General features: G+C 73.5%; 17 protein-coding genes. 12 read left to right on the forward strand and 5 right to left on the reverse strand.

Features of this window, described 5'->3' with window-relative positions; all coding sequences use genetic code 11:
- Window positions 1-26 precede the first annotated feature (26 nt).
- A complete protein-coding gene (locus tag P3T35_RS05605; protein WP_101379948.1) occupies window positions 27-860 on the forward strand; it encodes a hypothetical protein in 834 nt (277 codons plus the stop codon).
- An 11-nt stretch (window positions 861-871) separates the two neighbouring features.
- Here P3T35_RS05605 and P3T35_RS05610 read toward each other — a convergent pair whose 3' ends face one another.
- Window positions 872-2,266, reverse strand: a complete 1,395-nt coding sequence (locus tag P3T35_RS05610; protein WP_101379947.1) for an NAD(P)/FAD-dependent oxidoreductase — start codon at window positions 2,264-2,266, stop codon at window positions 872-874.
- A 145-nt stretch (window positions 2,267-2,411) separates the two neighbouring features.
- Here P3T35_RS05610 and P3T35_RS05615 point away from each other — a divergent pair, with 145 nt between their 5' ends.
- From P3T35_RS05615 to P3T35_RS05625, 3 genes are all read left to right on the forward strand, one after another.
- Entirely contained in the window at window positions 2,412-2,903 is a 492-nt protein-coding gene (locus P3T35_RS05615; RefSeq protein ID WP_180356410.1) for an SAV_6107 family HEPN domain-containing protein, read from the forward strand.
- Between the two features lie 45 nt (window positions 2,904-2,948).
- Entirely contained in the window at window positions 2,949-3,701 is a 753-nt protein-coding gene (locus P3T35_RS05620) for a methyltransferase domain-containing protein (protein WP_280704434.1), read from the forward strand.
- Between the two features lie 261 nt (window positions 3,702-3,962).
- Window positions 3,963-4,355 carry a DUF3040 domain-containing protein gene (locus P3T35_RS05625; protein WP_101379946.1) on the forward strand — a complete coding sequence of 131 codons (393 nt, stop codon included), beginning with the start codon at window positions 3,963-3,965 and terminating at the stop codon, window positions 4,353-4,355.
- A 123-nt stretch (window positions 4,356-4,478) separates the two neighbouring features.
- Here the strand turns inward: P3T35_RS05625 and P3T35_RS05630 are convergent, their stop codons facing one another.
- From P3T35_RS05630 to P3T35_RS05645, 4 genes are all read right to left on the reverse strand, one after another.
- Window positions 4,479-6,899: a DUF3488 and transglutaminase-like domain-containing protein gene (locus P3T35_RS05630; protein ID WP_101379945.1), complete on the reverse strand. Its 2,421-nt coding sequence runs from the start codon at window positions 6,897-6,899 to the stop codon at window positions 4,479-4,481.
- A complete protein-coding gene (locus P3T35_RS05635) occupies window positions 6,896-8,230 on the reverse strand; it encodes a DUF58 domain-containing protein (protein ID WP_101379944.1) in 1,335 nt (444 codons plus the stop codon). The genes P3T35_RS05630 and P3T35_RS05635 overlap by 4 nt, the downstream gene beginning before the upstream one ends.
- Window position 8,231: 1 nt before the next feature.
- The gene (locus P3T35_RS05640; RefSeq protein WP_101379943.1) at window positions 8,232-9,209 is read right to left on the reverse strand and encodes a MoxR family ATPase; all 978 of its coding nucleotides are present in this window, start codon (window positions 9,207-9,209) and stop codon (window positions 8,232-8,234) included.
- Between the two features lie 144 nt (window positions 9,210-9,353).
- Complete coding sequence (locus P3T35_RS05645; protein ID WP_101379942.1) at window positions 9,354-9,887, reverse strand: carbonic anhydrase; 534 nt, start codon at window positions 9,885-9,887, stop codon at window positions 9,354-9,356.
- A gap of 346 nt (window positions 9,888-10,233) precedes the next feature.
- Between P3T35_RS05645 and rsmH the strand changes: the two genes are divergently transcribed.
- From rsmH to ftsW, 8 genes are all read left to right on the forward strand, one after another.
- Window positions 10,234-11,202, forward strand: coding sequence for a 16S rRNA (cytosine(1402)-N(4))-methyltransferase RsmH (rsmH, locus tag P3T35_RS05650; RefSeq protein WP_101379941.1), 969 nt, complete (start codon window positions 10,234-10,236; stop codon window positions 11,200-11,202).
- Between the two features lie 32 nt (window positions 11,203-11,234).
- Window positions 11,235-11,834, forward strand: coding sequence for a septum formation initiator family protein (locus tag P3T35_RS05655; protein WP_180356409.1), 600 nt, complete (start codon window positions 11,235-11,237; stop codon window positions 11,832-11,834).
- A complete protein-coding gene (locus P3T35_RS05660; protein ID WP_101379939.1) occupies window positions 11,831-13,957 on the forward strand; it encodes a penicillin-binding protein 2 in 2,127 nt (708 codons plus the stop codon). The genes P3T35_RS05655 and P3T35_RS05660 overlap by 4 nt, the downstream gene beginning before the upstream one ends.
- Window positions 13,958-14,063: 106 nt before the next feature.
- On the forward strand, window positions 14,064-15,626 hold the full coding sequence (locus tag P3T35_RS05665) for a UDP-N-acetylmuramoyl-L-alanyl-D-glutamate--2,6-diaminopimelate ligase (RefSeq protein WP_101379938.1): 1,563 nt from the start codon (window positions 14,064-14,066) through the stop codon (window positions 15,624-15,626).
- Window positions 15,623-17,029 carry a UDP-N-acetylmuramoyl-tripeptide--D-alanyl-D-alanine ligase gene (gene murF / locus P3T35_RS05670; protein ID WP_101379937.1) on the forward strand — a complete coding sequence of 469 codons (1,407 nt, stop codon included), beginning with the start codon at window positions 15,623-15,625 and terminating at the stop codon, window positions 17,027-17,029. The genes P3T35_RS05665 and murF overlap by 4 nt, the downstream gene beginning before the upstream one ends.
- Window positions 17,026-18,087, forward strand: coding sequence for a phospho-N-acetylmuramoyl-pentapeptide-transferase (gene mraY / locus P3T35_RS05675; protein WP_101379936.1), 1,062 nt, complete (start codon window positions 17,026-17,028; stop codon window positions 18,085-18,087). The genes murF and mraY overlap by 4 nt, the downstream gene beginning before the upstream one ends.
- Window positions 18,087-19,517, forward strand: coding sequence for a UDP-N-acetylmuramoyl-L-alanine--D-glutamate ligase (gene murD, locus P3T35_RS05680; RefSeq protein WP_101379935.1), 1,431 nt, complete (start codon window positions 18,087-18,089; stop codon window positions 19,515-19,517). The genes mraY and murD overlap by 1 nt, the downstream gene beginning before the upstream one ends.
- A gap of 228 nt (window positions 19,518-19,745) precedes the next feature.
- Entirely contained in the window at window positions 19,746-21,011 is a 1,266-nt protein-coding gene (gene ftsW / locus P3T35_RS05685) for a putative lipid II flippase FtsW (protein ID WP_280704485.1), read from the forward strand.
- Window positions 21,012-21,016: the final 5 nt, after the last annotated feature.

Here is a 21,016-nt window from a genome sequence, read left to right on the forward strand (position 1 = left end):
CGCCGCGCACGTGCTGGAGGACGCCGATGGGCATCGGGATGCTGGTGTTGTACGCGGCCCTCGCCGTGGTCGGACTGTGGCTGACCGCCGAGCTGCTGCTGCAGGGCCGGGCGCCGCTGCACTGGCGAGCACTCGCGCTGGGCGGGTTCCTGCTGGTGGTGGCCGGGATGGCGGTGCACTCGGTCCCGGTGATCGGCGGCGGGGCGGTCGGCTTCGCGGTCGGGCAGGTACTGGTCACCACCGCGGTCAAGCGCGGCGGCAAGCCCGCCTGGTCGCTGCGCCGCAGCAACGGCGAACTGCCCGGGGCGCTGGCCAAGGTGCCGCTGCTGGCCGCCGCGACCAGCGGCACCGAGGCGGTGCTGGCGGCGGAGCCGCCGCGGGTCGGCGAGGTCGGCCCGATCGAGGTGACCGAGCCCGAGGCCGAGCTGCTGCCGGAGCCGGAGCTGGCCCAACTGCCGGTCGATGACGGCGACTTCGGCATCTACGAGACCGGCTACCCGCAGACCGAACAGCAACAGCCGTACGAACAGCAGCAGTTCGCCTACGGGTACTACCAGCAGGAGCCGTACGAGCAGCAGCAGCCCGCCTACGGCTACTACGAGCAGCAGCCGCAGTACCAGGGCTACCAGGGTCACGACGGCTACCAGGGCTACGACCAGCAGCAGTGGCAGCCGCAGGCGCCGGCCTACGATCCGGGCTCCTACCAGCCCGAGTACGGCGGCCAGCCCGAGTACGGCATGCCCGGCATCCCGCAGCAGCAGCCCCCGGAGTACTACCAGCAGTACCAGCCCCAGCCCCAGTACCAACCCCAGTACCAGGAGCAGCCGCAGGAGCAGGGCAGCTGGCAGGGCTGGCAGTAGCCCGGCCGTCGCTACGCCGGCCCGATCAGCCCCGCCACCACGCAGGCGGACATCCCGGCCCGGGCCAGCCCGCCGCCCGGGTGGGCGGCCTGCCCGAGCAGGTAGTGCCCCCGCCGGTCGGTGGTGTTGGCGGGCTGCAGGAAGCCGCCGCCGGCGCCGGGCAGCGCCGGGCGGGCCACCGCGCCGCCGGGGGAGAGGGTCTCCCGTTCGGTGTCGGCCGGGGTGCGCGCCACCTGCCACAGGATCCGGTCCGCCAGGTCGAGCCCGGCGGCCTCGACGTGGGCCAGCATCGTGTCGGCGAACGCGTCGGCGACCCCGGGGGCCGTCCAGTCGACCACGGCCTGCGAAGGGACGGTGCAGGTCAGCACCACCGCCTCGTGCTGGTCGTCGGGCGTAAGTGACGGGTCGTCAGGTCGCAGCACCTGGACGGTCGGGAAGCCCGGCGGCGCCGGCTCGTCGAACAGCGCGGCCAACTCGTCCCGCCGGGACGGCGTGTGCACCACGGTCCGCTGCGCGGCACCGGTCGGGCGCGGCCCCGCCAGCGCCAGCAGCAGGCTGAACCGGCCCGGCAGCTCGGCGTCCGGCGGTTCGGGGCGCAGCACCAGGTCGGCCTCGGGGAAGTCGTCCGGATGGACCCGGGCGCCGAACCGGAACTCCACCCCGCGCTGCTCGCAGCGCTCGACCACCGCGGCCACCAGGGCGTGCAGACCACCCCGCACCGACCAGACGCCGAAGGTCTGCTCCACGTACGGCAGCACGGTCGCGCTCGCCGGAGTGGTCCGCGGGTCGAAACCGAACCGCAGCACCGACTCGGTGAGCAGCGCGGTCAGCGCCGGATGGCCGCCCAGCTCGCGCTGCGCCACCTCGTCGACGGTGAGCTGCCGGGAGCCGCCGAACAGCCGGGCCAGGCCGCGCCGCGGTGCGGCCGGATACGGGTCGGTGCCCAGCGGCCCCGGGTCGGCAGGCAGCGGCTCCTCCAGCAGCGGGCGGCGGGTGGCCTCCCAGACCGTGCGGCCGCGGTTCATCACCTCGCCCCAGAGCCGCCCGGTGTCCGCGCCGAGCGCCTGGTCCAGCGCCTTGGCGACGCCGCCCCGGGAGGCGTTGGGCAGGGTCAGCTCGGTGCCGTCGGCGAACAGGTGCCGGCTTTCCGGGTCCACCGGGGCCAGCTCCAGCAGCTGCTCCAGCGGCTCGCGGCCGGTCTTCAGCGCCAGGTCCCGGTAGACGGCCGGCAGTGTCAGCAGGGTCGGCCCGGTGTCGAAGGCGAAGCCGTCGCGGCGGTACTGCCCGAGCATCCCGCCCGGGCCCGGCGCGGCCTCGCAGACCGTCACCCGGTGACCGAGGGTGGCCAGCCGCGCCGCGGCGGCCAGGCCGCTGATTCCCGCTCCGATGATGACGATCCGTGCCATGGGGCGTGATCTTACTTTTCGCGGCCCGGTGGTCCGTCCCCGGACGGCTGTCCCGGTCGATTGTCAGTGCCGGGCGCGAGCATGGCCTCAGCGGGCGGCCGACCGGCCCGCCCGATGCCTGCCGAAGGATCCGGGGGTACCGACCATGACCGTCACCGACCTCCCGCACCGACCCTGCGACGATCACTCCGACCAGATCCCGCTGCGCTCCGTCGACGTCCATCCGGTGCTGCTGCGCGCCGGCACCCCGCCGGCCGCCCGGGACCTGCTGGCACAGGCCGAGCGCACCCTGCTGGCCGCCGACGCCGCCGAGGACCCGCTGGAGCGGTACGCCACCGCGCACCTGGCCGCGCTGCGCACCACAGCCGCCGTGCTGGCCGTCCGGGGCCGCCCGGAGAAGAACCCCCGCCGCCGCAAGGCGATCCGCAGCGCCTGGGAGGTGCTGCCCGAGGTGGCGCCCGAACTGGCCGAGTGGGCGGTCTACTTCGCGGCCGGCGCGAGCAAGCGGGCGGCCGCCGAGGCCGGGGTGCGGGGCGCCGCCTCGGCCCGCGACGCGGACGACCTGGTCCGCAACACCGCCGTCTTCCTGCGGCTGGTGGCCCGGGTGCTCCGGCTCGACGGCAACAGGAGGCAATAGGGTGGGAGGGTCCGGCCAGCCCGCCGCCCCCTGAGGAGCCCGCTCGTGTACCCCTCGCGTCCCCGCAGCGCCCTGCGCACCGCCGTGGTCTGGGAGGTGGTCCGGACGGCCCTGGAGCGCCGGGTCGCCGAGCTGGACCAGCCGGTGCTGGACGTGCTCGACACCGGCGGCGGCACCGGCAACTTCGCGGTGCCGGTGGCCAAGCTGGGCCACCGGGTGACCGTCGTGGACCCCAGCCCCGACGCGCTGTTCGCCCTGGAGCGCCGGGCCGCCGAGGCCGGGGTGACCGAGCTGGTCCGCGCCGTGCAGGGGGACACCCAGACGCTGCCCGAGCTGATCACCCCCGACTCGGTGGACGCGGTGCTCTGCCACGGCGTCCTGGAGGTCGTGGACGACCCGGCGGAGTCGCTCGGCCACCTCGCCGGCACCCTGCGCAAGGGCGGCCTGGTCAGCCTGCTGGCCGCCAACCGCAACGGCGCCGTGCTGGCCCGGGCGCTGGCCGGCCACTTCGAGGAGGCCCGCACCGTGCTGGGCGCGCCCGACGGCCGCTGGGGCGCCGGCGACCCGATGCCGCGCCGCTTCACCACCGAGGAGCTGCACGGCCTGGCCCGAGCCGCCGGCCTGCGGGTCGAGTCGGTGCACGGGGTGCGGGTCTTCGCCGACCTGGTGCCCGGGGTGCTGGTGGACACCGAGCCCGGCGCGATGGAGGCGCTGCTCAAGCTGGAAGAGGCGGCCGCCGCCGAGCCCGCCTTCCACGCGGTCGCCACCCAGCTGCACCTGCTGGCCGCGCTCGACTGACGGCGGCGGGCCCGCCGTACCGACCAGGACGGGCCCACCGTACTGACGGAAACTTCACAGCCACCGGGAGCGTTGCACGGGTGCGGGGGCCGGCGTGATGTGTCGGACACGACGGAACGCGGCCCCCTCCGGATCCCCTCGTCGGACCGTATGATCTGGGTAAAGCCAGAACGCATGACGGCCAGACGCATGGGGCATATGGACCACGACAGGGCCAGGTGGCGGACCGGTCGCCCCGCGACCGACGAGTAGGAGGACTCCGTGCCGCTCTCGGAGCACGAGCAGCGACTGCTCGACCAGATGGAGCGAGCGCTGTACGCCGAAGATCCCAAGTTCGCGTCGGCGCTTGAGGGAACCGGCCTGCGCACCTACACCCGGCGACGGGTGTACCTCGCGGCGGCGGGATTCGTGCTGGGAGTGGGCCTCCTGATGGGAGGCATGATCGCCCAGCCGCAATTCATCTGGCTGAGTGTGGTCGGCTTCCTGGTGATGCTCGGCTGCGCCGTGCTGGCGGTGGCCGGCTGGCGGCGGCATCCGGTGGCGGGCCCCGGCAGCGGGCTGGGCGCCGCCCAGCCGGTGCGGCGCAAGGCCGGCGTGATGGACCGGATGGAGCAGCGCTGGCAGCGCCGGCGCGATGAACAAGACGGCTTCTGACGGAGCTCGTCGCCCCGCACGGACTTCTTGACGGACCGGCCCCATCGACCTCGGCGGGCGGGTGATCCACCAGGATCACCCGCCCGCCGCCGTTTTGTGCCGCTACCGTGCCGTTCTGTGCCGCTACCGCCGGCGCCGCAGCCGGCCCACGGTCCGCTCGCCGAGCCGGGCCAGCCGAGCGTGCAGCCCGTCCCGCAGCGCCCGCCTGCGGTCCCCGGCCCGCCACAGCACCCGGGCCGCCGACGGCGGCAGCAGCACCGCGCGCAGCCGCCGCCGACGCCCCGCGCCGGCCCGCAGGCCGTCCCGCGCGGCGCGCACATCGCCGGCCAGCGGCGCGGACAGCCCCGGTTCGCGGGCGTACAGCACCCGTTCGGTGGCCAGCGCCACCCGTCCGGCCGCGGCCGAGCCCTGCTCGTCCAGCCCGCCGGCCTCGCTGATCCGGCGCGCCGTGTGCCGCGGGCTGAGCGCCTCGTCCGGCGGGATGCCCAGATCCCAGGCGCTGTCGATCAGCTCCTGCCAGGCGGCCAGCACCTGAGCCTCGGTCAGCTCGCCGCCGCCCGGGCCACCGGGCCGCCGCCGCCCGCCGCCGAGCCGGCGTCGCCGCACCCGGTCGCGCCACAGCATCGGGCTCAGCAGCAGCAGGACCACCACGGCGATCGCCGCCAGCAGCGCCGGCAGTTGCCACGCCATCCCGTTCGTGGTCGGTGCCACCGCCACCGCCGCCGCCGACTGCTGGGACTGGCAGCCGCCCTGCTTGCGCAGCGCCGCCGGGCAGTTGGCCGCGGACGAGGCGGTCGGGCCGTCCTGGGCGGTGGGCTGGGCGCTCGCCTGGGTGGGGGCGCTGGTCGGCTGCGGGGCCGTCTGCTGGGTGCTGTAGCTCGGGGCCACGCCGACGCTCGGGGTCGGCTCGAAGCGCAGCCAGCCGACGCCGGAGAAGTAGAGCTCCGGCCAGGCGTGGTAGTTCTTGGTGGTGACCTGGAAGTCGCCGCCGCCCAGCGGGTCACCCGGGGCGAAGCCGACCGCGACCCGGGCCGGGATGTGCAGGGTGCGCGCCATCGCCGCCATGGTGGCCGCGAAGTGCACGCAGAAGCCCTGCTTGTCCTGCAGGAACTTGGCGATCGCCTGCGGCCCGGTACCCGCGTCCACGTTGGTGTTGTAGCGGAAGCCGCCGGTGCTGGTGAACCAGTCCTGCAGGGCCACCGCCTGGTCGTAGGCGGTCTCCTTGCCGGCCGTCACCTGGCGGGCGAGGTCGGTCACCATGGACGGCAGGTCGTCGGGCAGCTTGGTGTAGCGATCGGTGATCGCGGTGGGCGCGGGCGCGGCCTGCCGCAGCTGGTCCGGGGTGGGACTGACGTTGTACGAGGTCACGCTGTAGGTGAGCCCGCCGGCCTGCTGGCCGCTGCCGGTGATCACCGAGCGGGTGTCCGGCTCGAAGCGCCAGCCGTCGCCGCTCAGCTTGATCCGGCTGATCGGGTACGGCGCCGGCAGCCACTGGGTGCTCAGATCGCTCTCGAGGCTGATGCTGGTGGTCATCTCCGGCGCGCTGACCGACGGGTCGAGACCGTCCGGCGCCGGGAAGGCGGCCTGCGGCACCGGCTTGAGGTCCTCGTTGCCGGGCTTCCACTCGACGCCGTCGAAATCGTCCAGCGCGGTGACCCGCAGATACGCGTCGCGCAGCACCGGGTCGGTGCCGTGGTAGTGGAGCAGCGGCTGGTTGGTCGGCCGGCGCAGCCCGTCGGCCAGCGAGACCAGAGGGCTGAGCGCGTTGATGCTGTGGCCGCCCGGCCCGCTGCCGTCGCCGCCGCCCAGGCCGCCGCCCAGCAGGTCCAGCCCCTCGGTGGCGGGCAGCGCCGCGCCCAGCACGGTGGCGCAGACCAGCGCCAGCACGCCGATCCGGTGGCCGCCGGTGGGCAGCCCGCCGCGGCTGTCGGAGGTGCCGGAGCCGCGGAAGACCCGGCCCCAGCGGGACAGCCGGTCCCGCCCCTCGGCGAACAGCAGCGCCAGGTAGCCGCCGCCGGCCAGCAGGAACCAGAGCCAGGGCACGCCGCCTTGGCCGGTGGGGTTCAGCCCGCTGCCCACGCAGTAGAGCGCCAGCAGCGGCAGCCCGGCCAGCGCCGCCTTGCGGAAGGTCACCGCCAGGGTGTCGACCAGCACCGCGATCAGCGCGGTCGAGCCGACCAGCACGAACCGCAGGCCGGGGGTGGCCGGGGCCGGGATGGTGTAGGTGCCGATGTCGCTGCCGGCGCTGGTCAGCAGGTCGGAGAGGGCCTGGACGGCATGCGGCCCGGGCAGCACCCCGAAGGTCAGCGCCGACCGCACCGAGCCGAGCATCAGCAGGTAGACCACCAGCAGCAGCTGGATGAGCGGCACCAGGGCGCGGGGCATCGGGAGCCGGCGCAGCCCGGCGCCGGCCGCCGCCACCACGGTGATCTGCAGCGTCGCGGGTATCACCCAGTTGTTGGGCTCCAGCAGCGGGGTCAGGGTGGCCATCGCCAGCAGGGTGGCGAGCGCCGCGTAGACCGTCAGTCGGGTCTGTGTGGTCATCGGCCGGCCGTCCCCTTCGGGCCCGGCGCCGTCGCGGCCGCCTGGGCATGTACATCCGCCATCCGCCACAGATCGGGCACCGAGTCGCCGGCCTGGGCCGCCAGCACCGTCCAGCCGGCCTCGCGGAGCAGCCGCAGCTGGCGCTGCACGCCCTCGTCCGGTCCGGCCGGCGCCGGCTGGCGCAGGCCGCTCCAGCTGGCGGTGTCCAGCACGAACGCCACCGCCGCGCCCGCGCTGCGCCGCAGCCGGCCCAGCCCTGCCACCTGCTCGTCGTCCAGCGTGCCGACGACCGCCACCAGCAGGCCCTCGCCGCCGTGGCGCAGCACCTCCTCGGCGCGGTTCAGCCCGCCGCCGCTGGAGTACTGGACCACCGCGAGTTCGTCCAGCAGCAGGCCGATCGACTCGCTGACCGAGCTGTTCGCGCCGGTCACCACCGGCGGCACCTGGCTGCCGTTGTCGGTGAGCAGCCGGGTCTGGTAGCCGCGCTCCAGGAGGTGGTGCCCGACCGAGGCGGCGCAGCCCACCGCCCATTCGAAGGAGGAGGCCGGGCCGGCGCCGCGGTGCCCGATCTCCCGGGTGTCCAGCAGTACGGTGGCCCGCGACTTGAGCGGCTGCTCCTCGCGGCGGACCATCAGCTCGCCGTATTTGGCGGTGGACTTCCAGTGCACCCGACGCAGGTCGTCGCCGTGCCGGTACTCGCGCGGCACCGCGTCGTCGTCGCCGGCCAGGGCGACCGCGCGGGAGTGGCTGTCGCCGTAGCCGGCCCACCCGCCGGCCAGCTTGACCGGCGGCAGCGGCTGCACCAGCGGCACCACGGTCAGGGTGTCGGCGGCGCTGAACGAGCGGGTCAGCTCGCACATGCCGAACGGGTCGGTCAGCCGCAGTTGCAGCGGGCCGAGCGGGTAGCGCCCGCGCAGGTCGGAGCGGACCCGGTAGGACACCTCGCGGTAGCCGCGCGGCTCGACCCGGTCCAGCACGAACCGCGGGCGCGGCCCCAGCACGTACGGGACCTTGTCCTCCAGCATCAGCAGCCCGGTCGGCACCCGGGAGATGTTGTCCACCCGCAGGTGCACCCGGGCCTCCTGGCCGGCCGGCGCCCGGTGCGGGGCGAGCCTGCGCCCGCCGGCCACCTGGTAGCGGGTGCGCAGCACCAGCGCGGCGGCCAGCAGCGGCAGCGCGGCCAGCAGCACCCCCACCTGCAGCAGGGCGCCCTGGCCCAGCAGGTAGGAGCAGAGCACCGCGGTGATGCCGGCCGCGAGGAAGGAACGCCCGCGGGTGGTCAGGCCGCGCAGCCCCGTCCGGAATCCGGTCGGGGCACCGTCGGAGGCCACCTCAGCGGCCCTGCGGAACGGGCAGTCGGCGGACCAGCTCCAGCACGATCTGCTCGGCGCTGCGCCGGCTCAACTGGGCTTCCGCGGTGGGCAGCAGACGGTGCGCCAGGACCGGCACGGCGAGCGCCTGGATGTCGTCGGGCACCACGTAGTCCCGGCCGGCCAGCGCGGCGGCGGCCCGGGCGGCGCGGATCAGGTGCAGGGTGGCCCGGGGCGAGGCGCCGAGCCGCAGCTCGGGGGAGGTGCGGGTGGCGGTGACGAGGTCGACCGCGTACCGGCGGACGCTGTCGGCCACGTGCACGGTGCGCACCAGCTCGATCAGCTTGAGGATGTCTTGGGCGTGCGCGACCGGCTGCAGGTCGTCCAGCGGTGAGGCGCCGCCGTGCACGTCGAGCATCGCCAACTCGGCCTCGGGGCTGGGGTAGCCGATCGAGATCCGGGCCATGAAGCGGTCCCGCTGGGCCTCCGGCAGCGGGTAGGTGCCCTCCATCTCCACCGGGTTCTGGGTGGCGATCACCATGAACGGGGAGGGCAGCTCGTAGGTGGTGCCGTCGATGGTGACCTGGCGCTCGGCCATCGACTCCAGCAGCGCGGACTGGGTCTTGGGGGAGGCCCGGTTGATCTCGTCGCCGACCACGATCTGCGCGAAGATCGCGCCGGGCCGGAACTCGAAGTCCAGTCGCTGCTGGTCGAAGACGTTGGTGCCGGTGACGTCGGAGGGCAGCAGGTCGGGCGTGAACTGGATCCGGCGGACCGAGCAGTCGACCGACTTGGCCAGGGCCTTGGCGAGCATGGTCTTGCCGACGCCGGGAACGTCCTCCAGGAGCAGGTGGCCCTCGGCCAGCATCACGGTGAGCGCGATCCGGACGGCCTCCGGCTTGCCCTCGATCACGCTCTCCACCGAAGCGCGGACCCGCTCGATGACCGCGTTCAGCTCGGGCAGACCCGTTGTACCGGTCTGCTCGTTGTAGGTCGTCACCCTGACTGCTCCTCGCCCCTCCTCGCGCCGGCCCCGCCTGTCCGGGGACCGGCCGTAGGCGCATTCTTCCCTGAGCGGTGGCCGAAAGTCACCCGATGGGGCGACGCGTGGCTCGGACGACGCCGGCCGAGCCGGGGGCGACGGTCAGTGGATCTCGCGGAGCAGGCCGGTGTGCACGTCGAAGACAAAACCGCGCACGTCGTCCGTGTGCGGCAGGAACGGCGAGGTGCGGACCCGTTGCATGGACTGGCGGACGTCGCCGTCCAGGTCGACGAAGGCCTCCACGGCCCACTGCGGGCGCTGGCCGACCTCGAGCTCCAGCTCGTGGCGGAAGTCCTCGGTGAGCCCGAGCAGACCGCAGCCGGTGTGGTGGATCAGCACGACCGAGCTGGTGCCCAGGGCGCGCTGGCTGATGGTCAGGGAGCGGATGGTGTCGTCGGTGACCACGCCGCCCGCGTTGCGGATGATGTGGGAATCGCCGAGCTCCAGGCCGAGCGCGGCGAACAGGTCGAGGCGGGCGTCCATGCAGGCGACCACGGCGACCTTCTGGACCGGGCGGGCGTCCATGCCGCCGTCCTTGAAGGTGACCGCGTATTCACGGTTGGCCTCGACGAGCCGGTCGGTGATGGTCTTGGCGGCCGGGGCCTGTGCGGAGGTGGGAACCGAAGAGTCAGGCATAGGTACGACCGTAGTAGGAAAGCGCTGGCCACGGGGAGTCCACACCCGGCTTACCACGCGGTTGTGACGGAGCGCATATGGCTCGCGTGGCGCCGCCGGGTGGCACCTGGGCGGAGGGTAGTCTGACGGTCCGTACGCAGCCTGCGGCCTCCTCCCGCTCCGTGCCACCCGACGCACCTTCCCCGGCGCCTGGCGGTATCGCCTTCCCCTTCCGAGCGGGCGGGGACCACGGGCGGCGTCGGATCCTTGCGGCCCGGTGGGCGAGAATGGTCCGATCCACCGCAGCCGGCCACCCCTCGGGCAGGCCTGACAGCGGCTCCGCACCGACGAAAGGCGCCCCACGCGCATGCCCACTGGCACCCCGGACCCCAAGCACGTCCCGGTCATGCTGCAGCGCTGCATGGACGCGCTGGCCCCGGCGATCTCCGAGCCCGGTGCCGTGGTGGTGGACGCCACCCTGGGCCTCGGCGGCCACAGCGAGGCGCTGCTCACCCAGTTCCCCGAGGTCCGGCTGGTCGCCGTGGACCGCGATCCGGTGGCGCTGCGGATGGCCGGCGAGCGGCTGGCGCCGTTCGGCGACCGGGCCACCCTGGTGCACGCGGTCTACGACGAGATCCCCGAGGTGCTCCAGGAGTTGGGCATCGACCGGGTGCAGGGGCTGCTCTTCGACCTCGGCGTCTCCTCGATGCAGTTGGACGAGGCCGAGCGCGGCTTCGCCTACGCCCAGGACGCGCCGCTGGACATGCGGATGGACCAGAGCCGCGGAATCAGCGCCGCCGAGGTGCTCAACACCTACAGCCACGGCCAACTGGCCCGGATCCTCAAGGTCTACGGCGAGGAGCGGTTCGCCGGGAAGATCGCCTCGGTCATCGTCCGGGAACGCGAGAAGGAACCGTTCAGCAACAGCGCGCGTCTGGTGGAGTTGGTGCGCAACGCCATCCCGGCGGCCACCCGGCGCACCGGCGGCAACCCGGCCAAGCGGACCTTCCAGGCGCTGCGGATCGAGGTCAACGGCGAGCTGGAGGTGCTGGACCGGGCGATCCCCGGCGCGCTGGACGTGCTGGCGGTCGGCGGCCGGATCGCCGTGATGTCCTACCAGTCGCTGGAGGACCGCCTGGTCAAGCAGTACTTCGCGGCCGGCGCGACCAGCACCGCGCCGCCCGGGCTGCCGTTCGTCCCCGAAGAACACCAGCCCTGGCTGAAGCTGATCACCCGTGGTGCCGAACTGGCCACGGAGGCGGAGATCGAGGAGAACCGGCGCGCCGCGCCCGTCCGGCTGCGGGTGGCGGAGAGGATCAGGGACCGGAAGCAGTAGGGCACCCTCCGGGGGGCGACGGCGGGGCGACAGTGAGGGAGAAGACGGTGCGGGCCGGCGAGGGCATCCAGCAGGGCCGGCTGCTGCCGGGGCAGTTGGGGCGGGCGCGGATCACCGTGCGCCCCGGCCGGTCGCCGCGCGGCAGCGTCCAGGGGCGGACGCCGTTCGTGGTGCTGGTGGTGGTGCTGCTGGCGCTCGGCCTGCTGGGGCTGCTGATGCTCAACACCGCGCTGAACGAGAACTCCTTCGAGCTGGCCAAGCTGCAGAAGCAGACCAGCACGCTGACCGACCAGCAGCAGGCGCTGCAGCAGGAGATCGACCGCCGGTCGGCCCCGGACGCGCTCGAGAACGCGGCCCGCCAGCTCGGCATGGTGCCCGGCGGCGACCCGGCCTTCCTGCTGGACGGCGGCAAGGTGATCGGATCCCCGGGGCCGGCCAAGGACAGCCCGCCGGTCAAGCGCTCCGACACCGGCCTGTGGCCGGGCGCCGGCCAGCCGGCCGCCCCGCCGGCGCCGTCGCCCGCGCCGCCCGGCTCGCCCGCCGCCCCCGACCCGGCGGCCACCGGCGAGGGCGCGCTGCGGTTCGACTCCGTGAGCCCGTCGACCAGCCCGAGCGGAAGCCCCAGCCGATGACCACGCCCCGCCGTCCCCGCACCCCCGGCGAGCAGCCGCGCCGCGACCGCCCGGCCACCCCGCAGCAGCGCCGCACCGGTGACCGGGCCGCGGCCGGCGACCGCCCGCGCCCGGCCGCGGCCCGCCGGCCCGAGGCGTCCGGCAAGTCGGGCGCGGCCAGACCGTCCGGCTCGGCCAAGGCGACCAAGGCCGCCGGCCCGGCCCGCCCCGCCGCCAAGCGCCCGTCGGCCCGCCCGCAGCCCAAGCGGCTCAAGCTGGCCGACCCCAAGCGCCGGCTGCGGGTGGTCACGGTGGCGCTCGCCACCGTCTTCTCGCTGTTCGCGGCCCGCCTGGTCCAGATCCAGCTGGTGGACTCCTCGAACCTGGCCGCCGACGCCAGCACCTACCGCTACGTGGACGTCCCGCTGCCCGCCGCCCGCGGCTCGATAACGACGGCGGACGGGGTGGCGCTGGCCACCACCGTGGACGCCTACGACGTCACCGCCGACCCGACGATGTTCACCCAGGACGCGCTCTACGTGCCGGACGGCCCCGAGCAGGCCGCCGACCTGCTGGCCCCGATCCTGAACATGCCGCGGGACAAGGTGGTGGCCAAGCTGCGCACCAGGACCAGGGGCCTCACGGTGGCGCCCCGGCAGACCCCGCAGGCCCGCAGCCAGATCACCGACCTGCGCAACGCGCTGATCAAGAAGACCGACACCGCCACCTGCCGCACCCAGAAGGCCAAGGCCGCCAAGATCGTCGCCCAGGGCGGCCACAGCACCATCGACTCCGCCTGCGTGAACCCGCTGGAGGGGATCTTCTTCAACGAGACCACCGCCCGGGTCTACCCCGGCGACGGGCTGGCGTCCAACCTGGTCGGCTTCGTCAACGCGGAGGACGCCGGCGCCGGCGGCCTGGAACTGCAGTACCAGCAGCTGCTGGCCGGCAAGGACGGCCGGCGCACCGGCGCGGTCTCCGGCACCCAGCCGATCCCCACCAGCGGCGGCTCCCAGCAGGACCCGGTGCCCGGCAGCGACGTCCGGCTGACCATCAACCGGGACATCCAGTGGGCCGCCCAGCGGGCTATCACCGACCAGGTGGCCGCGGCCGGCGCGGACAAGGGCTACGTGATCGTCCAGGACGTGAAGACCGGCCAGGTCCTGGCGATGGCCACCTCGCCCACCTTCAACCCCAACGACCTGTCCAGCGCCCGCCCCGAGGACCTCGGCAACACCGCCGTGCAGGACGCCTTCGAGCCGGGCTCCACCGCCAAGCTGATGACCATGGCGGCGGTGCTGGACACCGGCACCGCCAACTGGGACGCGCACGTCACGGTGCCCGGCACGCTGCAGCGCGGCGACCACGTCTTCCACGACGACGTCGACCACGGCACCTGGTACCTGACCCTGGCCGGGGTGCTGGCCAAGTCGTCCAACATCGGCACCATCGAGGCGGCCGGCCGGCTCGGCCCGACCCAGCAGCAGGCCAACCAGGTGCTCGGCGGCTACCTGCAGAAGTTCGGCATCGGACAGCCCACCGGCCTGAACTTCCCCGGCGAGACCCGGGGCCTGCTGGCCGACCCCAAGAACTGGCAGGGCTCCCAGCAGTACACCATCCCGTTCGGCCAGGGCCTGTCGGTCAGCGCGCTGCAGGCCACCTCGGTCTACTCCACCATCGCCAACGGCGGGGTGCGGGTGGCGCCGAGCGTGGTGGCCGGCGTCACCGGCCCGGACGGCCGCTACACCCCGGCCGCGCCGGGCGCGCAGAGCCGGGTGGTGAAGCCGGAGACCGCCAAGACCCTGGAGCAGATGCTGGAGTCCGTCGTCAGCGACGAGCAGGGCACCGGGAATACCGCCCAGATCCCCGGCTACCGGGTCGCCGGCAAGACCGGAACCGCAAACCGGGTCGACCCGCAAACCGGGAAGTACAACGGTTACACCGCCTCGTTCATCGGCTTCGCCCCGGCCGACGCGCCCCGGGTGACCGTCTCCTGCGTCATCCAGAACCCGCAGAACGGCCACTTCGGCGGCCAGCTGTGCGGGCCGGTGTTCAAGCAGGTGATGGAGTTCGCCCTGAAGACCCTGCAGGTGCCGCCGAGCGGCAGCGAACCTCCGAACCTGCCCGTCGAGTGGAAGCCCTGAACCTGTGAACCCTGTCACACCCCTGTCCGCCGAGTCCCCGGTGCCCCAAGGGACGCCGGTCGACTCACTTGGCTTCCAGCGCCCCGCGCCCGATACCCTGCCCGCCGTGCCGAAATCAGACCAAACCAGTGTGAGCCCGCCCCGACCGACCGGGACGGTGCCCACCCCGCTCGCCGAGCTGGCCGATCTGCTGGGCCTCGCCCCGGTCCAGGGCGCGCCGGCGACCGGCATCACGCACGACTCCCGCGCGGTGCGCCCGGGCGACCTGTACGTGGCCTTCGGCGGCGCCAACCACCACGGTGCGGCCTTCGCCGCCGCCGCGGTGGCCGCCGGCGCCGTCGCGGTGCTGACCGACCCGGTCGGCGCCGAACAGGCCGGGCCGCTGGCCGTGCCGGTGCTGGTGGTCGAGCAGCCGCGGGCCTGGATGGGCCGGCTGGCCGCGCGGATCTACGGCGACCCGTCGCGCGCCCTGCTGACCATCGGGATCACCGGGACCAACGGCAAGACCACCACCTCGTACCTGGTCGAGGCCGGCCTCAAGGGCGCGCTGCGGATCCCCGGCGTGATCGGCACCGTGGAGATGCGGGTCGGCGACGAGCGGATCAAGAGCGAGCGCACCACCCCGGAGGCCACCGACCTGCACGCGATCCTCGCGGTGATGCGCGAGCGCGGCGCCGACTCGGTGGTGATGGAGGTCTCCAGCCACGCGCTGGTCTTCGGCCGGGTCGACGGGGTCCGCTACGACGTGGCGGTCTTCAACAACCTGACGCCCGAGCACCTCGACTTCCACCCGGACATGGAGGACTACTACCGGGCCAAGGCCCGGCTGTTCGAGTCCGACCGGGCGGCTGCCGCCGTGATCAACCTGGACGAGGAGTACGGCCGCCGGCTGGCCGGCGAGACCGCGCTGCCGGTCACCACCTTCTCCGCGACCGGCCACCCGGACGCCGACTGGCGCGCGGTGGACGTGCAGCTGGGCCCGGCGAGCTCCACCTTCACGGTGAGCGGACCCGGTGGAGAGTCGGCGCAGGCCGAGGTGCCGCTGCCCGGCCCGTTCAACGTCTCCAACGCGCTGGCCGCGATCACCGCCCTGGTCACCGCCGGGCTGCCGCTGGCCGCGGCGGTCGCCGGAGTGGCCGCCGCCCCCGGCGTGCCGGGCCGGCTGGAGCGGGTGGACGCCGGACAGGAGTACGTCGCGGTGGTGGACTACGCGCACAAGCCGGACGCCCTGCAGGCGGTGCTCGCATCGCTGCGCGAGGTGACCAAGGGCCGGCTGCACGTGGTGATCGGCTGCGGCGGCGACCGCGACCCGTTCAAGCGCGGCCCGATGGGCGCCATCGCCGCCCGGCTCGCCGACACCGCGGTGCTGACCAGCGACAACCCGCGCTCCGAGGATCCGCTGACGATCCTGGCCAGCATGCTGGCCGGCGCCGCCGAGGTGCCCGAGGCGGAGCGCGGCGAGGTGCTGGTGGTCCCGGACCGGGCCGAGGCGATCGCCGACGCGGTGGCCCGGGCGCACCCGGGGGACACCGTGCTGGTGGCCGGCAAGGGCCACGAGCTGGGCCAGTACGTCAAGGGCGAGGTACGCCCGTTCGACGACCGGGAGGTGCTGCGCGCGGCCGTTGCCCGGCACACCGATCCCGAGCAGCGAGGAGTGGAGCAGTCGTGATCGCACTGACCCTGGCGGAGCTGGCCGCCGTGACGGGCGGTGAGCTGTCCGAGGTGGCGGACCCGCAGGCGCGGGTCACCGGCCCGGTGGTGATCGACTCCCGCAAGGTCGAGACGGGCAGTCTGTTCGCCGCCTTCCGCGGTGAGCAGGTGGACGGCCACGACTACGCCGAGCGCGCGGTGGCGGCCGGTGCCGTCGCGGTGCTGGCGGAGCGCCCGGTCGGGGTGCCCGCCGTGGTGGTGCCGGACGCGCAGCGGGCGCTGGGCCTGATCGGCCGCGCCGTCGTGGAGCGGGCCAAGGGCGCCCGGCTGGTGGCGCTGACCGGCTCGGCCGGCAAGACCAGCACCAAGGACCTGATCGCCCAGCTGCTGGTCAGGCTCGGCCCCACGGTGGCCACCGAGGGCTCGCTCAACAACGAGCTGGGCTTCCCGCTGACCGCCACCCGGGCCGAGGAGGACACCCGGCACCTGGTGCTGGAGATGGGTGCCCGGCACAAGGGCGACATCGCCTACCTGTGCGAGCTGGCCCGCCCGTCGATCGGCCTGGTGCTGAACGTCGGTTCGGCGCACCTGGGCGAGTTCGGCTCCAAGGAGGGCATCGCGCAGGCCAAGGGCGAACTGGTCGAGTCGCTGCCGGCGGACGGCACCGCGGTGCTCAACGCCGACGACCCGCTGGTGCGCGCGATGGCAGACCGTACCAGGGCGAAGGTGGTGCTGTTCGGCGAGAGCCCGAAGGCCGACGTCCGGGCACAGGACGTTCGCTTGGACTCCACCGGCCGTCCATCGTTCACGCTGACCACCCCGGCCGGTTCCGCTCCGGTACGACTGCGCCTGTACGGTGAGCACCACGTCTCGAACGCCCTCGCCGCCGCCGCGGTGGCGATGGAGCTCGGGCTGTCCGTCGATGACACCGCCGCCGCCTTGGGCGAGGCCGGTGCGCTGTCCCGCTGGCGCATGGAAGTCGTCGACCGGGCCGATGGTGTGACCGTCGTGAACGACGCGTACAACGCGAACCCGGAGTCGATGCGGGCCGCGCTGCGCGCGCTCGCCACGATGGGCGGCCGCGGTCCGGAGCGCCGCCGTACCTGGGCGGTGCTCGGCGAGATGCGGGAGCTCGGCGAGGAGAGCCTCGACGAGCATGACGCCATCGGCCGGCTCGCGGTCCGACTCGACGTCACCAAACTGGTGGCGGTGGGCGGACGGGAGGCGGCCTGCATGGAACTGGGCGCGAGGAACGAAGGTTCGTGGGGTGAGGAGTCGGTGCTGGTGTCCGACGCGGACGCGGCGGTCGAGCTGCTGCGCGATCAGCTGCGGCCAGGGGACGTGGTGCTGGTGAAGGCCAGCCGTTCGGTGGGACTGGAGAGGGTGGCCGAGGCCCTCCTCGCGGATGGTGCCGCCCAGTGAAGCAGATCCTCTTCTCCGGCATGATCGGCCTGGTGCTGTCGCTGCTCGGCACGCCGGCCCTGATCAAGCTGCTGGCCCGGCAGGGCTACGGCCAGTACATCCGGGACGACGGGCCCAAGGCCCACCACAGCAAGAAGGGCACGCCCACCATGGGCGGCATCGCCTTCATCCTGGCGACCGTGATCGCGTACTTCGCGACCAAGGCGATCGTCGGGTCGGCGCCGCGGGCCTCCGGCCTGCTGGTGCTCTTCCTGATGGCGGGGCTCGGCCTGGTCGGCTTCCTGGACGACTACATCAAGGTGGTCAAGCGCCGCTCGCTGGGCCTGCGGGCCAAGGCGAAGCTGGCCGGCCAGTCGATCGTGGGCCTCGGCTTCGCGATCCTGGCGCTGCAGTTCAAGGACAGCCGCGGGATCACCCCGGCGTCCATGCACCTGTCGTTCACCCAGGACTTCGGGTGGCAGATCGGCCCGGTGCTGTTCGTGATGTTCGCGTACTTCATGATCGCGGCGATGTCGAACGGCGTGAACCTGACGGACGGTCTGGACGGCCTGGCCACCGGCGCCTCGGTGCTGGTCTTCGGCGCCTACACCTTCATCTGCGTGTGGGAGTACAACCAGAGCTGCGCCAACGTGATCACCGCCACGGCCAAGTGCTACGAGGTGCGCGATCCGCTGGACCTCGCGGTGGTCGCCGCCGGCCTGATGGGCTCCTGCTTCGGCTTCCTGTGGTGGAACACCTCGCCGGCCAAGATCTTCATGGGTGACACCGGCTCGCTGGCCCTCGGTGGCGCGCTCGCCGGTCTGGCGATCTGCTCGCGCACCGAACTGCTGTTGGCGCTGCTCGGCGGTCTCTTCGTGATCATCACCCTGTCGGTGATCATCCAGGTCGGCTCGTTCCGGCTGACCGGCAAGCGCGTCTTCAAGATGGCACCACTCCAGCACCACTTCGAACTGAAGGGCTGGAGCGAAGTCCTGATCGTGGTCCGGTTCTGGATCATCCAGGGGCTCTGCGTCGCCGTCGGCCTCGGACTCTTCTACGCGGGTTGGATGACGAACTGATGGACTGGCAGGACCTTCCGGTCACCGTGGCGGGCCTGGGCGTCTCCGGGGTCAGCGCGGCCCGGGTGCTGCGCGACCTGGGCGCCCGGGTCACCGTGGTGGACGGCGGCGACAGCCCGGTGCTGCGGGACCGGGCCGCCGAGCTCACCGCCTATTACAATTCAGGCTTCACCGTGCGGCTCGGCGACGCGGACACGCTGCCCGAGGGCACCCGACTGGTCGTCACCTCGCCCGGCTGGCCGCCGAGCAGCCCGCTGTTCCTGGCCGCCGCGGCGGCCGGGGTGGAGGTCTGGGGCGACGTCGAGCTGGCCTGGCGGCTGCGCAAGCCGCTGCCGGCCACCGGCGAGCCGGCCCCCTGGCTGGCCGTCACCGGCACCAACGGCAAGACCACCACGGTCCAGATGCTCGCCTCGATCCTCACCGCCGCCGGCAAGCGCACCGCCGCGGTCGGCAACGTGGGCGTCTCGGTGCTGGACGCGGTGCTCGCCGAGGAGCCGTACGACGTGCTCGCCGTCGAGCTCTCCAGCTACCAGCTGCACTGGGCGCCGTCCCTGCGGGTGCACTCGGCGGCCGTGCTCAACCTGGCCCCCGACCACCTGGACTGGCACGGCTCGATGGAGGCCTACGCGGCCGACAAGGGCCGGATCTACCAGGGCAACCAGGTGGCCTGCGTCTACAACCTGGCCGACCCGGCCACCGAGGAACTGGTCCGCGAGGCCGACGTCGAGGAGGGCTGCCGGGCCATCGGCTTCGGCCTGGGCACCCCGGCGCTCTCGAACTTCGGCGTGGTCGACGAACTGCTGGTGGACCGCGCCTTCGTACCGGGCCGGGACAAGAACGCGGCCGAGATCGGTTCGATCGCCGACGTCAACCCGCCGGCCCCGCACAACATCGCCAACGCGCTCGCGGCCGCCGCACTGGCCCGCGCCTACGGCGTGGACGCCAAGGCGGTCCGGGACGGCCTGCGGGCCTTTCGCCCGGACGCGCACCGGATCGCGAAGGTCGCGGAGGTCGGCGGCGTCACGTACGTCGACGACTCCAAGGCCACCAACACCCACGCCGCCGCCGCCTCGCTGCGCGCCTACGACCCGATCGTCTGGATCGCCGGCGGACTGGCCAAGGGCGCCGAGTTCGACGACCTGGCCAGGGAGGCGGCAGGCCGGCTGCGGGCCGCCGTGCTGATCGGCGCCGACCGCGCGCTGATCCGCGAGGCGCTGGCGCGACACGCCCCGGATGTACCGGTGATCGAAGCGGCCGAGGGCCAGACTGGCGCGGTGGCGATGGCCGCGGTGGTCCGGGCGGCCGCCGAGCTCGCCCGACCAGGGGATACCGTGCTCCTCGCCCCCGCCTGCGCCTCGATGGACATGTTCACCAACTACGGCGAGCGGGGCGACCTCTTCGCCGAGGCGGTGCGGGGGCTGACGGACTAGAAGGTCTTAGGGCCCGCCGGTGTCGGCAGTGCTTGATCAGCCGCTCCGCGGCGGGGATGAGCGACCGAGGAGTGTCGACACCGGGGCAGAGGGCCCGGAGGCGAGTGGCGACTAACACAGAGGGACGGCGCGGTGGCGGGTCAGAGCAAGGCGGACACGACCGCGCCGTCCTCGTCGGGTCCGGCGCTGATCTCCGCCACCAGCACGGTCTTCAAGGCCCAGGGGGCGGTGGGCCGGCTGCGGGCCCTGCGGGAGCGGCTGCGCTACACCCTGAGCCGCCCGCTGACGCCCTACTACCTGCTGCTCGGCTCGGCCTCGCTGCTGCTGGTGCTGGGCCTGGTCATGGTCTTCTCCTCGTCCAACATCACCGCGATCCGCGACGGCCTGCCCGGCCAGTTCTTCTTCCGCAAGCAGCTGGTCGCGGTGGTGCTGGGCAGCGTCCTGCTGGTGGCTGCCGCCCGGGTGCCGGTCGCGGTGCACCGGGTGCTGGCCTATCCGGTGCTGCTCGGCTCGATCGGCGCGATGGTGCTGGTGGCCATCCCCGGCATCGGGATGAAGGTCAACGGCAACCGGAACTGGCTGAACTTCGGCTTCTTCCAGGTGCAGCCCTCGGAGTTCGCCAAGCTGGCGCTGCTGCTCTGGGCGGCCGACCTGCTGGCCCGCAAGCAGAAGGCCGGCACCCTGACCCAGTGGAAGCACCTGCTGGTGCCGCTGGTGCCGGGCGCACTGGTGCTGCTGATGCTGATCATGCTCGGTGGCGACATGGGCACCTCGATGATCCTGGTGGCCATGGTCTTCGCGCTGCTCTGGATGGTCGGCGCGCCGCTGCGGCTGTTCGTCGCCACCCTGGGCATCGCGGTGGTGGCCTGCACCGCGCTGATCATCACCGTGCCGCACCGGCTTGACCGGCTGTCCTGCATCGGCATCACCAAGCCGGTCGCCAATCACGACTGCTTCCAGGCACTGCACGGCCTCTACGCCTTCGGGCTGGGCGGCACCTTCGGCACCGGCCTGGGCGCCGGCTACGAGAAGTGGGGCCAGCTGCCCGAGGCGCACACCGACTTCATCTTCGCCGCGACCGGTGAGGAACTCGGTCTGGTGGGGACGCTGTCGGTTATCGGTCTCTTCGCGGCACTAGGGTATGCGGGTATCCGAGTGGCCGTCGGCACGAAGGACTCCTTCGTCAGGTATGCCGCGGGAGCCGCCACCACGTGGATCATGGCCCAGGCCATGATCAACCTGGGGTCGGCGCTGGGACTGCTGCCCATCGCGGGCGTGCCCCTCCCGCTGTTCTCCTACGGGGGATCCGCGATGCTGTCGGCCATGACGGCGATCGGGATGCTGCTCTGCTTCGCACGCAGCCTCCCCGGAGCCAAGGCGGCGCTCGCCGCCCGGAGCTCGAAGTCCCGGTTCAGGACAGGTCTGCGCCGGGTGCTGCCACGACGACGAACCACAGCGCGGCCGGCTCCCCGGCTACCGCGCAGGGAGCGGTGAATTTC

The sequence above is a fragment of the Kitasatospora sp. GP30 genome, from assembly GCF_029892145.1.
GTDB lineage: Bacteria > Actinomycetota > Actinomycetes > Streptomycetales > Streptomycetaceae > Kitasatospora > Kitasatospora acidiphila.